Below are 12671 nucleotides of genomic sequence, written 5' to 3'. Positions count from 1 at the left end.
TCGATATTAAGCACGACTTGCGTCGCACCTGACGCTGGCAGCGTAGTATCGACGGCTGCGCACCCAATGGACGAGTTGAATACGTGCCTGCGCATCACCTGCGTGCATCAAGGCTTCGAGCTCTACGGGTCCGACCGTTGCTTCGTCGAGACCGTCCGCACGCTTCGTTCCGCCCAGCCGAACGCGCAGATCGATGTCATCCTGCCCCGGAACGGCCCGATCGTGGCAGCGCTGACGCCCTTCGCGAACCGCGTTCTGGTTGAGCCGCTCTGGATCTTGCGGCGGAAGAACTTGGCACGCCTCGTCACCCTCGACCTCCTGGCCCTGCCGTTCGCGGTGCTGCGCGCGTACCGGCGCCTGCGCGCCAGCGATCTGGTCTACATCAACACCACCGTCGTGGCGGATTATCTGCTGGCGTCACGCCTCAGCCCAGGACGCAGCATCGTGCACGTCCACGAGCTTCCGGAGGGCACGGTCCTGAAGGTCCTGCGCGCGCTGATTCGCTGGAGCGGCGCCAACGTGGTGTTCAACTCGCACGCCACGGAACGGGTCTACGCGCTGCCGGCGCGGGCAACCGCCCGGGTCGTCTATAACGGCATCGCCGGGCCGCTGGAGGCGAACGCTGCGGCCTACGACGGCAGCCGCCCGCTACGGGTGCTGATGCTCGGGCGGATCAGCGGGATCAAGGGCCAGGACGTTCTGGTCGAGGCCCTGGCCTCGCTGCCCGAGGCGGTGCGCCGCCAGATCGAACTGCGCATCGTCGGCAGCGCCTTCGAGGACGTGGGGCGTGAGCGCAGCCTGGCGGCGCGGATCGACGAGACGGGCCTGTCGGACCACGTGAGCCTCCAGCCGTTCGTATCCGACCCGGCGCCGCTCTATCGGTGGGCCGACGTGGTGACCATGCCGTCGCAGAAGCCGGAATCCCTGGGCCGGGTGGCGATCGAGGCCATGTCGTACGGCGTGCCACCCCTGGTCACAGCGATCGGCGGTCTGCCGGAGGTCGTGGAGGACGGCAAGACCGGCTGGGTCGTGCCGCCGGGCGGTCCGGAGCCCATCGCGGCGGCCCTCGAACGCATGGTCGCCGATCCGTCTCGATGGCGGGATTTCGGCCGGGCCGCGCGGGCGCGCTACGAGAGCGTGTTCTCGGAGGCGTCGGCGGCGGACGGCATCGCCGCCATGGTGCGCGCGACCCTAAGGGCCTCACGTCCGCCGGGGACCCCGAAGGTCGAGCGTTCGACGCGCGCCATCACTTGAAACCGACCGGCGATCCGTGAACGTATTCGGCACGGGGTGAATGGTTCGTTCGAAAGCGATAGTGACGTCGACGGCTCGCGGATCGAAGCCAGTTTTCGGTGGACAATTCCGTCGGCGCTAAGATCCGGGAAGGACGATTGGGAGATCTTTCCGCCTGCCGAGACGCATTGCGCCTCGGCGGCGCGTGCGCCTCGACGATGAGGATCAGGCCCGTCCCGGCAAGGGGAACGCGTATCCATGGATGTCGCTCACTTCATTTCGCGGATTGCCGAAAAGGTTTCAGCCGAGAACCTGCTCGCCGCTGGCCTGCTGTTCGCGACCGCGCTCGGTTGCGCGCTGATCGCGTACCTGCGTACGGCGGAGCGATACTCGTTCGCCGAATTTTTCGAGTTCGCGCTCCCGCCTGAGGTGATCACGCACCCGTCGGCGCGCGCCGACCTGTTGTTCTACGTCACCCGCAAGGCGATCATGCCGTTCCTGCTCATCCCAGCAGGCGTGACCTTCGTGGTGGCGGTCGGCTACGCCACGAACCGGCTGCTCGGCACGCTTTTCGGCATCGACCACCCGGTCTTCGGGTCGCCTGGGCCGGGGACCATCGTGGTGTTCACCGCCACGATGCTGCTGGCCTACGACCTGTCCTACTACCTGTATCACACGGCCCAGCACCGGTTCCCGTTCCTGTGGGAGCTCCATAAGGTGCACCACTCCGCGGAGGTCATGGTCGGCATCACGAAGGACCGGGTGCACCCCCTCGACGAGGTCATGAACCGCGCCTGGGACGGAGTGATCCCGGGGATCTGCTTCGGTATTTGGAGCCTGCTCGCTCTCAATCCGGTCGAGCTGACGGTGTTCGGCATCAACGTCTACATCATGCGCAACATTCTGATGATGGATTTCGTCCGTCACACGCACTTCAAAATTTCGTTCGGTCCACTCAACAACGTCGTGCTGTGCCCGCACTGGCACCAGCTCCACCATTCCACGGCGCCGCAGCATTACGACAAGAATTTCGGACTTCTGTTCTCGTTCTGGGACAGGATATTCGGGACGCTGTGCGTCCCCCATCCGAACGAGGACTTTAAATTTGGCCTCGTCGATCGGGATGTCGCCGATTATCAGTCCCTGTCGGGCCTCTATGTGCTGCCATTGAAGAAGATGGGCCGACGGATCAGCCGGCAGGTGCGGCGCCTGCGCGGCATTTCGGCTGAATCCCGGCCCGGCGCGTGACCGCAATGATCGAGCGCTTCGAGACGATCCGCACGCCCGAGCGGCTGGCGGAGGTGGAACAGCCCTGGACGGACCTGTGGACGCGCAGCGGCGCCCTCATCTTCCAGAGCCACGCCTGGATCACCGCATGGTGGTCGAGCGCCGCCGACCGGGACCGGCGCACCCTGGCCATCGTGCTTGCGTGGCGGGGCGAGGCCCTGATCGGGGTGATGCCGCTGGCCACGGTGCGCCGGAAGATCTTCCGGGTGCTCGAATGGGCCGCCAAGGATTGTTCGGATTTCGGGGACGCGCTTATGGCGCCGGATGCCGACCGGGGCTTGCTGCGCCGGATGTGGCGTCAGGCCGGGCGGGACGGCGGCTTCGATCTCGCCTACCTCAACCGGCTGCTGCCGGAAGCCGTGTCGCAAACCTTGCTCGATCCCGCGGGCGACGGGATCCGCTTGCACCTGAACCACCGCGACGAGGCGAACTGGCGCGTACGCGGCCCCTGGAAGAGCGGACAGGCCTGGTTCGACGCGCAATCGAAGAAGACCCGGCAGAATTATCGCCGCGGCCAAAAATTCATGGGCGAGCGGGGTCCGCTCACCTTCCGCCTTCTCAGCCCGGATGAGCCGGTCGCGCCGGTGCTCGAGCGACTGACCACCTTCAAGCGGGCTTGGCTCGCCACCCACGGGCTTGCCTCCACCGCATTCTACGACGAGGGCTCCCCAGCCCTGCCCGCCATGGTGCGGGTGCTCGCCGAGGCGGGGCTGCTCCACGTCTTCGTACTCGAGTGCGGCGGCGAGGTCGTGGCGGTGTCGGTCAACTTCGTCCAGGCCGGAGCCATGATGGCCTTCGTCACCACCTACGATCCCGCGGTGGAGCGCGGCTCACCCGGGATGGTGCTGATGATGGACTACATCATGTGGTCGATCGACCGGGGGCTTCACACCGTGGATTTCCTCTGCGGCGATGAGGGCTTCAAGGGGCGCTTCGGCACGCAGAACCTGACGCTGGCCTCGATGATCGGTGCGCGGACGCCCCTGGGCTTCGCGGCGCTCATCGCAGACCGCGCTCAGCACGCCCTGCGCCGCCGCTTCGGTCGGATGGCGCCGCGCGGAGATGTGGCGCCCACGGCGGAAGCCCCGGCTTAGGGCCGGGCGGCGTATCTCACGCCGCACCGGCGTTCCGGGACAGGCGCGAACTGCGCGTGGTCCTCCGGAACGCCTCCAGCGACCATGCGAGGGTGGCGAGTTCCGAGGCGAGGAGCCCCAGGAGCGCGGTGGCCGAGGGCAGCAGCAGCAGCAGCGCCGGGACCATGATCGCGAAGCCGAGTGCGGCGCTCGCCACAGCACCGGCGGTGATCGTCCGAAAGGCGGCCGAGGCTTCAAGATAGGTACGCGGGATCGCGTAGAGCAGCGACGCGGTCACGACGGCCCAGACGCCGAGGCCGATCCAGCCCATCGGCTCGCCGGCGAAACGGCCCTTGAACAGGATCTCTTCGATCAGGGGCAGGGCTTCCGCCATCATCGCGCCGTAGGCGATGCAGGCACCGCCGATCAGGGCCGTGTGCCGCAACACGAGCCGCCGCGCTGCCGGAACCTCGCCGTTCGCGAGTAGACTGCTGAGTTCCGGCAGGACCATGTTCATCAGCGCGCTCGTGGGGATGCGCAGCGGCGCATAGAGAACGAGCGTCGCGGCGATCGGCGCGTAGGCGGCCGGGCCGGCAAGAAGGCCGAACAGCAGGGTCAGGCCCTGACCCTGAACGGTCAGGCTGGTGACACCGGCCAGCGACCAAGCCAGGGTGCGCCAGATCGACCGGTATCGCGCCCTTGCTCGAGCATGGAGTGAGAACCGGAGCCGCTCGCGCAGCGCGCCGAAAGCTGCCGCGATGGCGATTGCATGCGCGAGGGCGATCGCCAAGAAGGCCTGATCGAGCAGCACGGTACCGTCACCGCTGAACCCGCGCGCCATGAACAGGGCGCCGCAGAGGGCGTAAACGAGGTCACTCAGTCCGGCGATCCGCGGGCGGCCTCGGGCGAGAAGGACGATCCGCAGGTAGCTGCGGAACGCATAGAGGCCGACGAACGCGCCGGCCGCCAGCGCGCCCAGGCCAATCACGGGAACCAGCGTCACGCTGACGCCGAGCGCCGAGATGCCGGAGACGAGCACGGCACCCGAGCCGAACATGACATCGTACCCCGTCGCCGCCGGCCGACCACGGCTCCGTGCGAGGTGAAGCGTCGCTGGGACTGCAACCAGCGCACGGATGTAGGTGATCCCGACAGCGCCCACCGCGAAGACGATCGCAAACAACCCGTAGTTGCGAGAATTAAGTTCGCGTACCAAGTGGATGTTGAGCGCGAAGTGGAACAGGCTCTGGATCAGCTCACCGGAAAGAATCACGGCGAAACGCCCGGAAAAACGGGCCTGAACGACGCCGGACAGCCGCGCGCGAAAGGAACGGCCGTGATCCGGCGCGCGAAGAAAATCGCCCGGAGGCGCTATGAAACTCGACATTTTGACGAAGGAAGCCTTCTTCAGGGCACCGCGCAGGCGGTATCGACGGCTGATCTAGGCGCGATGCCGGCGTCGACATCCGCACTTTGCCGACGCGTGCCGGCTTAGCAGCCGTGCATTTCCGTCGTGTCTCAGGGACGTCCGCCGAGCACATCCCGGAGGGCGGCGATGCAGCGTGCGATGTCGTCATCGTCGACCCAGACATGCGGACTGAGACGCAAGGCGTACGAGCGCTCGCTGGCGAACACCCGCTTCCGGGCGAGCCTGTCCACGAGACCGTTGGGTAACGCTCCGGACGAGCGCAGTCCCAGGATGTGGGGCGCCCGCAGGCCCCGAGCCGCAGCCAGGAGCCCGAGCGGCTCGGCATCCGTGGCAAGCCGGTCCGTCATTTCACGCAGCCGTGCCGCCACGGATCGCATATTCCAGCCGGCGATCAGTTCCAGGCTGGTCGCCGCCATGGCGAGGGCGACGGGATCGTTCAGTTCGCCCCGGTCGTAGCGGCGAGCGCCGTCGACCGGCGGACGGTTGCCGACATTCTCTTCGATGGCGCAGCCGTCCTGCCGGTGGGGCGCCGCGTACAGACAGGCGAATCCGTAGGGTCCCAATGCCCATTTGTAGGTGGGAAAGGCCAGGAAATCGGGTTGCCATCGGGCCACGTCCACCGGGAGAGCCCCCACAGCCTGCGTCGCGTCGATCACCAGGGCAGCGCCTGCGGCACGGACGGCTGGTGCAAGGCGGTCGAGATCGATCAGGCTTCCGTCGGTCCAGTGAAGGGGCGTCAGCGTGGCGAGTGAAAGCGGACCGGCACCCGGACGGTCGATGGCGGTCAGCAATGCCGCCGTCCAATCGCCGTCACCGGGACGTGCCACTTCCTCAACGGCGAGGTCATGGCGAACAGCGAGACGGTCGAAGGCAAAACGCAGGGACGGGAACTCGTCGGCCACCCGCAAGAGACGACCGCCGGGACGCGGATAAATGTTGTGCGCGGCGACGGCCATTGCGTGACTGACCGAGCCGACGATCGCGACGTCGTCCGCGCCGGCTCCGATGAGACCGGCCGCAGCGGCGCGGGCGCGTTCAGCGAGGGCCGGGATCGCCGAGCGGGAATGGTCCCAGGGCCGGCTCTTGACGAGGATGCCCGCTTCTCCGGCGGCGCGGACAACCCGCGGCAACGGCGACCACGCCGCCGCGTCAAGGTAGCTGACATCCGCCGGCACCTCGAACAGATGGCGCAGGCTAGGCAACGCGGCATCGGGCGACATGGTGGCGAGAGTGTAGAGGATGCGACCGGCCGAGGCCACGTGCCGGGCTTCATCGCCCGGCTCCGATGCCGCACTCCGGCGCTCCACAGCCTGCGAGGCCGCCCGTGCCGACCCGCCTGCACCAGCCCAATCCGGCGCCGCCATGGACCGTCTGAGCGCCGACTGCGTCGACGCGGCGCCCACACCTCTGCGGGGCCGACACTGTGGCGCTCATCCGGAAGCGATTGCCGGTGCTCGCCGGCATCGAAACGGTGCCGTTCGGGCAGGCGGATGGCCGCGTCCTCGCCGAGGTCGTTGTCGCCCCGCTCGATCTGCCACCCTTCGATAACGGGGTGATGGACGGCTACGCCGTGCGCGCGGCCGATTGCGCGGACGGCGGGGCAACCCACCTGCCTCTCTCCGGACGGATCCAGGCGGGCCGAACGCCAACGGCGGCGTGTTCCGGCGTCGCGGTGCGGATTTTCACCGGGGCTCCGATGCACCCGGCGCCGATGCCGTGGCCATGTAGGAGGCCGTGCGGGTCGAAGGCGGCAGCGTCACCTTGCCGCCCAAACTCGCTCCGGCACCAACCGTCGCCGGGCCGGTGAGGACATCGCGCACGGCATCATCGCGATCCGGGCCGGCACCCGGCTCGGTGTCCGCCACCTGGCGCTCGCGGCCGCCCTTGGACTTCCCGACCTGCGCCTGCGCGTCCCACTGAGGGCAGCACTGTTTACCACCGGCGACGAACTGACGCCCCCCGGGTCAACCCCTACCCCCCCGCCGACATCCACGACGTCAACCGGCCGATGCTCTTCGCTCCCGAAACGGCTCGGCGTCGAGGCTGCTGATCTCGGGATCCGGCGCGACGCGCCCGCCCCCTTGCGCGCGCGTGGTGGCAGCTGCCGCGGCGCACGACCTGATCGTCACCTCCGGCGGCGTCTCGGTGGGAGAGGAAGACCATGTCCGCGCCGCCGTGGAGGCTTCGAGCGGGCTGACCTTCTGGCGGCTGGCGATCAAGCCGGGCCGGCCGGTGGCGCTGGGACAGGTGGACGGCACGGCCTTCTTCGGCCTGCCGGGTAATCCGGTCACCGCCTAGGTTACCGCCCTGACGGTGCTGAAGCCGCTCGTCCTGCACCTGTCGGGCGTGCAGGACACCGCACCCGCACTCACCGTGCCGAGCGGCTTCGCTTGTGAGAAGCGTCCGGGTCGGCGCGAGTACCTTCGCGTGTGCCTGAGCCCAGATGACGCCGGACGGCCCGTCGCCGTCCTGGCGTCTGGCGGCGCCCTGTCGAGCCTCGCGACGAGCGAAGGGTTGGTCGAATTCGCCGAGGACCTGACGGCGATCCGCGTCGGCGACGCGCTGCCGTACAGACCGCATGCGGAGTTCGGCTGAGCTGTTTTTATCAGGCGCGAGTCTGTAGAGCCTCGACACCGCCCTTCTACGTCCGAGCCCCCGTGACCCTCCTCGCAGACCGCGCCCCCGCCAAGGTCAACCTGACGCTCCACATCCTCGGGCGCCGGGCGCGCGACGGCTATCACGCGTTGGAGAGCCTCGTGGTCTTCGCGGGCGTCGCCGACCGGCTGACCCTGGATCCCGGCGCGCCCCTCGGCCTCTCCGTCAGCGGCCCGACGGCCGGCCCGGCCGGCCCAACGGGTGACAACCTCGTCCTGCGCGCGGCGCGGGGGCTCGCCGCGCAGGTGCCGGATCTGCGCACCGGCGCGTTCCACCTCGTGAAGCGCCTGCCCGTGGCTGCCGGCATCGGCGGCGGATCCTCCGACGCCGCCGCGGCCCTACGCCTGCTCGCCCGCCTCAACGGACTTCCCTTCGATCACGCGGCCATCGTCGCGGTGGCGCGGGAAACCGGAGCCGACGTGCCGGTCTGCCTGGACCCGCGAGCCCGGATGATGCGCGGCGTCGGTGACGCGATAGGCCCGGTTCTCGGCCTCGCACCCCTGCCGGCGGTGCTGGTCAATCCCGGCGTTCCGGTCCCGACCGCGCCGGTGTTCAAGGCGCTCGGCCTCGTGCCCGGCCAGGATCTCGACGGTGCAGCCCATCCGGCGATCACCCCGGATCTCGACGGCGAAGCTCTGGTGGCCGCGATCACCCCGGCCCGCAACGATCTGGAAGCGCCGGCCCTCACGGTCGCGCCGGTGATCGGCGATACGCTCTCGGCGCTGCGTGCACAGGGCTGCCGGCTCGCGCGAATGTCGGGTTCCGGCGCGACGGTCTTCGCGCTGTTCGCGGACCGGCGCGGTGCCGTCAGGGCTGCCGCTGCCCTGCGTGCCGCTCACCCGGACTGGTGGGTTGCGCCGACTTTCCTGCGCTGAATGTCGGGCCGCGGCCCTCAGGCGGGCTCGGCCTCGTAGACCGTGACGACGCCGCCCGCCTGGGGAACCATCACGCGCCATCGCACCGCCTGCGGAAGCCCTTCCGCGTTGATCGCGCCGTGAAGTCCGCTCGCCGCATCGAAGGTCGCGAGCCGCCCGAACTCGTCGCGACCGCAGAGATAGTTGCCCGCCGCCGTGAGGTAGAGCGCGCCTGGGACGCGCCTGGGGGAAACGGATGCCGCAGGGTCAACCGCGCCGCTAGGCGCCACGAAGGCGGCCAACAGGACCACCACGGCGTCGACGGCAAGGTTCGACAGGAGCGGCAGGTCCCCGTCAGCCTTGCGACGCCGATTCAAGACGAGCACCTCGCGCCGCCCCTCACGCGAGACGACCAGCGCCAGATCCGTCCCATTAGGGCCGTCCAAGAGACAGAAGGCGCCTGGCCCGAGCCCACCGAGGAGGGACGTCAGATCCGGACCGCGATGCGCCATCGTCTTCCTCCTGATCACGCCCGGCGAACGAGCCGGCCCTTGCGGAAGAACGCATGACGTTCGGCCTCGCCGCGCACGACGGTGGCGCGAACCTGAAGCAGATCCTTGCGGGTCAGTAGCCCGACCAGCCGGCCGCTCTGTGGGTCGGTGACCGGCAGGCGGCCCTGCCCGGCGGCGAGCATCACGTCGATCGCGTGCGAGACGACGTCGCCCGGATGGACCACAGCGAGATCGGCGTCCGAGACGCGCTCGCCGAGACTGCCTTCCGCGGTGTCGCCATCGCGCTCCTCCAGGGCCCAGCCCAGCGCATCGCCGCGCGAGACCAGCCCTACGGGACGACCGCCGTCGTCAATGACTGGATAGGCGTGGTGGATACCCGTCTCAATGGCTGCGAGCGCCTCGGTCAGGGGCGAACCCGCATTCAGGGTCTCGACCGACCGGGTCATCACCGCTTCCACCCGAGCGAGATCGTACGGGTCGATCCCGTACTCGCGGGTGACATGCTGGCCACGCCGGGCGATCTTCTCGGTCAGGATCGAGCGCTTGAGGAGCAGCACGGTCACGGCGTAGGCCGCCATGGTGGCGGCTAGCAGAGGCGCCAGTGCAGCGACGTCGCCGGTGATCTCAACGGCGAACACCACGGCGGTCAGCGGAGCTGGCAGCGTGCCCCCGAGCATCGCCGCCATACCGATCAGCGCCCAGAAGCCATGGGCACCCGGCAGGAGGAGCCCAATCAACCACCCCACCGCGCCGCCGAGGATGAGCAGCGGCGCGAGCACGCCGCCGGACGTTCCCGAGGACAGAGCAGCGAGCCAGATCACCGCCTTCACGACGAGGATCATCACGACGGCACCGGTCAGCATGTGCCCGGAGAGCAGGTCGTGAATGACGTCGTAGCCGACGCCGAGTGCCCGGGGCTCCACGAGACCGCCGAGGCCGACCACGACGGCCCCCAGCGCCGGCCACCACATCCAGTGCAGAGGCAGCCGGCCGAAGCCGTCCTCCAGGGCATAGAGCGTGCGGGTGAGGAGGCCGGAAATCAGCCCGCAGGCGATGCCGAGTGCCGCGCAGGCAGGCAGCCCCCACCACGGAAGTGACGGATTGTCGGCGAAGGGAAAGAGCGGGCCGGCGCCGAAAAGCAGCGGCCGCCAACAGGTTGCCGTCACAGCTCCGACCGTCACGGGGACGAGGCTGCGCGGCCGCCACTCGAACAGCAGGACCTCTACGGCGAGCAGCACGGCCGCCACCGGCGTCCCGAAAATCGCCGTCATGCCGGCGGCGGCACCCGCCACCAGCAGGGTCTTCCGCTCGGCGGCGCTCAGGTGGAAGAACTGGGCGAACAGCGAGCCGACCGCGCCCCCGGTGACGATGATCGGCCCCTCGGCGCCGAACGGACCGCCGGTGCCGATCGCCACGGCCGACGAGAGCGGCTTGAGCACGGCCACCTTGGGCGACATCCGGCTGCCGCCGATCAGGATGGCTTCCATCGCCTCCGGGATCCCGTGGCCGCGGATCTTCTCCGAGCCGTAGCGCGCCATGGCACCGACGATCAGCGCGCCGACCACTGGGATCGCGACCGTCCACGGTCCCGGCGTAGCACCGGCCAGCGATGTCAGGCTCGCATCGAAACGCCCATACCAGACGAGGTTGGTTACGAGCCCGATCAGGGTAAGCAGCACCCAAGCCGTGGCGCTGGCGGCGCTTCCGGTGATGATCGCCAAGCCGGCCAGGGTCAGGACGCGCCGATCGGTGCTGAAATCCCCTAGGGCCCGCCGCCTCGGCCTGTCACCGCCGCGCGCGATCTCGATCCGGCCATCCATCCAGGTCTCCTCTCTGAGCAGAACCTGTCATTTATGTCGTGATCCGATATATTCTACCAGGGCCCGATAGGGCGACGTGCATGATCCTGGATCGGCGCTCACATAGAGGCATCCGGATAGCTCTCGTGGAGACGATCATGGCGGTAGACGATCCCGAGATCGATAAGCCCGAGCCCAACGAACCGGAGACGGGTGCGTTGACGCGGGAGCAGTACGCGGCCTTGGCGGATTTCCGGTTTCGGCTCCGGCGCTTCATGGCCTTCAGCGAGGCCGCGGCGGCGCGCGCCGGCCTGCCGCCGCAGCAGCATCAGGCCCTGTTGACCCTGGCGGGCCACGCCGGACGCGCGCCGGCAACCGTAGGGCTGCTCGCCGAGCAACTGCTCATCGCACCTCACAGCGCCGCCGAGTTGGTCACCCGGATGGTGGAAGGCGGATTGCTGACCAAGGTGCGCGTTGCCGAAGACCGGCGTCGGAGCGCGCTGTCGCTGACACCCCACGCCGAGGCATTGCTGCGGACGCTGACGGCCGCGCATCTGGAGGAACTGCGCGGATTGGCACCGGTCTTGGCCGACGTGCTGGCTTCGGCCACGCGATGACGGGCGTGCGGTACTCGGACCGAGACAGCTTCCGCGTTGGACACCGCAGCCGCGGAAGCCGCGATACGCCTCAGCGCGCCCGCGCTACGCAGAACTCCACCGCCCCGAGGAGCGCTGCCTTCACCGGACCATCGGGAAAGATGTCGAGGGCGGCACGCGCCTCGGCGCCGTAATAGTGGGCGCGGGCGACCGTCTCTTCCAGGGCGCCGTGGCGCTGTAGCAGGTCGAGGGCCGTCCCCAAATCGTCCTCTCCGATCTCGCCGTGCTGAAGGGTGCGCCGCCAGAATCCGCGCTCGCCCTCGCTGGCCCGTCGATGGGCCAGCACGATCGGCAGGGTGATCTTGCCCTCACGGAAATCGTCGCCGACGTTCTTGCCGAGCTCCGCCGAAGTGCCACCGTAATCCAGCACGTCGTCGATGAGCTGGAACGCGATCCCAAGGTTCATCCCGTAGGCGCGGGCAGCGGCCTGCTCGACCGCCGGCCGACCGGCGAGCACTGGCCCGACCTCGCAGGCCGCGGCGAACAGCTCGGCGGTCTTGCCGCGGATCACCGCGAGATAGGCGGCCTCGTCGGTCTCCAGGTTCTTGGCGTTGGTGAGCTGCATCACCTCGCCCTCTGCGATCACCGTTGCGGCGGCCGAGAGGATGTCGAGGGCTTTCAGCGAGCCGACCTCCACCATCATGCGGAAGGCTTGGCCGAGCAGGAAATCGCCTACCAGAACCGAAGCCTCGTTGCCCCACTTGATCCGGGCGGCGACGCGGCCGCGGCGCATGTCGCTCTCATCGACCACGTCGTCGTGCAGGAGCGTGGCGGTGTGCATGAACTCGACGCTGGCGGCGAGCTTGACGTCGCCGTCGGCCCCGCCCGCGTAGCCACAGAGCTGGGCACAGGCGAGGGTCAGGATCGGGCGAAGGCGCTTGCCACCGGACGCGATCAGGTGATTGGCGACTTCGGGGATCATCGCCACGTCGGATCCGGTCCGCGACAGGATCGTGGTGTTGACCCGCGCCATGCCGTCGGCCACCAGCGCGACGAGGTCGTTCAGCCCCGCCTCGGCCTCAGGCTTCGGGTTCTCGATGGAGAGGGCCATACCCAAAATCCGTGACCTCCAGAGCGGTCGCCCGTCGCGGGGCCGCCGATCCCTTCGCACGCGCCCCGCGCCGCCGCAACATCGTCGCCCAGCCGATATGGGATACCGGCAGCGCGGGTCTT

Annotated in this window: 13 protein-coding genes and 1 pseudogene; 8 read left to right on the top strand and 6 right to left on the bottom strand. The window is 68.9% G+C overall.

The window, feature by feature from the left end; genetic code table 11:
• Window positions 1-66: 66 nt before the first annotated feature.
• The 3 genes from MFF58_RS14080 to MFF58_RS14070 all read left to right on the top strand — a co-directional run bounded on the left by MFF58_RS14080 (window position 67) and on the right by MFF58_RS14070 (window position 3614).
• Window positions 67-1254, top strand: coding sequence for a glycosyltransferase family 4 protein (locus MFF58_RS14080; protein WP_238288914.1), 1188 nt, complete (start codon window positions 67-69; stop codon window positions 1252-1254).
• A 237-nt stretch (window positions 1255-1491) separates the two neighbouring features.
• Window positions 1492-2481 carry a sterol desaturase family protein gene (locus MFF58_RS14075; protein ID WP_238288912.1) on the top strand — a complete coding sequence of 330 codons (990 nt, stop codon included), beginning with the start codon at window positions 1492-1494 and terminating at the stop codon, window positions 2479-2481.
• A 5-nt stretch (window positions 2482-2486) separates the two neighbouring features.
• The gene (locus MFF58_RS14070) at window positions 2487-3614 is read left to right on the top strand and encodes a GNAT family N-acetyltransferase (RefSeq protein WP_238289063.1); all 1128 of its coding nucleotides are present in this window, start codon (window positions 2487-2489) and stop codon (window positions 3612-3614) included.
• 16 nt (window positions 3615-3630) lie between these two features.
• On the opposite strand, the gene MFF58_RS14065 is transcribed toward MFF58_RS14070, so the two are convergent.
• A complete protein-coding gene (locus MFF58_RS14065) occupies window positions 3631-4866 on the bottom strand; it encodes an MATE family efflux transporter (protein WP_238288910.1) in 1236 nt (411 codons plus the stop codon).
• 245 nt (window positions 4867-5111) lie between these two features.
• Window positions 5112-6281: an aminotransferase class V-fold PLP-dependent enzyme gene (locus tag MFF58_RS14060; protein ID WP_238288908.1), complete on the bottom strand. Its 1170-nt coding sequence runs from the start codon at window positions 6279-6281 to the stop codon at window positions 5112-5114.
• A 164-nt stretch (window positions 6282-6445) separates the two neighbouring features.
• Here MFF58_RS14060 and MFF58_RS32575 point away from each other — a divergent pair.
• A pseudogene (locus MFF58_RS32575) lies at window positions 6446-6661 on the top strand (molybdopterin molybdotransferase MoeA); the annotation flags it as partial.
• 43 nt (window positions 6662-6704) lie between these two features.
• Here the strand turns inward: MFF58_RS32575 and MFF58_RS32570 are convergent.
• Window positions 6705-6887, bottom strand: a complete 183-nt coding sequence (locus MFF58_RS32570) for a hypothetical protein (RefSeq protein ID WP_238288906.1) — start codon at window positions 6885-6887, stop codon at window positions 6705-6707.
• 229 nt (window positions 6888-7116) lie between these two features.
• Between MFF58_RS32570 and MFF58_RS14050 the strand changes: the two genes are divergently transcribed.
• From MFF58_RS14050 to MFF58_RS14040, 3 genes are all read left to right on the top strand, one after another.
• On the top strand, window positions 7117-7320 hold the full coding sequence (locus MFF58_RS14050) for a molybdopterin-binding protein (RefSeq protein WP_238288904.1): 204 nt from the start codon (window positions 7117-7119) through the stop codon (window positions 7318-7320).
• A gap of 15 nt (window positions 7321-7335) precedes the next feature.
• A complete protein-coding gene (locus MFF58_RS14045) occupies window positions 7336-7617 on the top strand; it encodes a MoeA family protein (RefSeq protein WP_238288896.1) in 282 nt (93 codons plus the stop codon).
• A 62-nt stretch (window positions 7618-7679) separates the two neighbouring features.
• Window positions 7680-8552 carry a 4-(cytidine 5'-diphospho)-2-C-methyl-D-erythritol kinase gene (locus tag MFF58_RS14040; protein ID WP_238288895.1) on the top strand — a complete coding sequence of 291 codons (873 nt, stop codon included), beginning with the start codon at window positions 7680-7682 and terminating at the stop codon, window positions 8550-8552.
• A 17-nt stretch (window positions 8553-8569) separates the two neighbouring features.
• On the opposite strand, the gene MFF58_RS14035 is transcribed toward MFF58_RS14040, so the two are convergent.
• Window positions 8570-9043 carry a hypothetical protein gene (locus tag MFF58_RS14035; RefSeq protein WP_238288878.1) on the bottom strand — a complete coding sequence of 158 codons (474 nt, stop codon included), beginning with the start codon at window positions 9041-9043 and terminating at the stop codon, window positions 8570-8572.
• Window positions 9044-9057: 14 nt separating this feature from the next.
• The gene (locus tag MFF58_RS14030; protein WP_238288869.1) at window positions 9058-10863 is read right to left on the bottom strand and encodes a chloride channel protein; all 1806 of its coding nucleotides are present in this window, start codon (window positions 10861-10863) and stop codon (window positions 9058-9060) included.
• Window positions 10864-11000: 137 nt separating this feature from the next.
• Between MFF58_RS14030 and MFF58_RS14025 the strand changes: the two genes are divergently transcribed.
• Complete coding sequence (locus tag MFF58_RS14025; protein WP_238289061.1) at window positions 11001-11459, top strand: MarR family winged helix-turn-helix transcriptional regulator; 459 nt, start codon at window positions 11001-11003, stop codon at window positions 11457-11459.
• A gap of 70 nt (window positions 11460-11529) precedes the next feature.
• On the opposite strand, the gene MFF58_RS14020 is transcribed toward MFF58_RS14025, so the two are convergent.
• The gene (locus MFF58_RS14020; protein WP_238288868.1) at window positions 11530-12549 is read right to left on the bottom strand and encodes a polyprenyl synthetase family protein; all 1020 of its coding nucleotides are present in this window, start codon (window positions 12547-12549) and stop codon (window positions 11530-11532) included.
• Between the last annotated feature and the right edge of the window lie 122 nt (window positions 12550-12671).

The sequence above is a fragment of the Methylobacterium longum genome (genome assembly GCF_022179385.1).
GTDB lineage: Bacteria > Pseudomonadota > Alphaproteobacteria > Rhizobiales > Beijerinckiaceae > Methylobacterium > Methylobacterium longum.
This window is presented reverse-complemented; position numbering and strand designations above follow the sequence as displayed.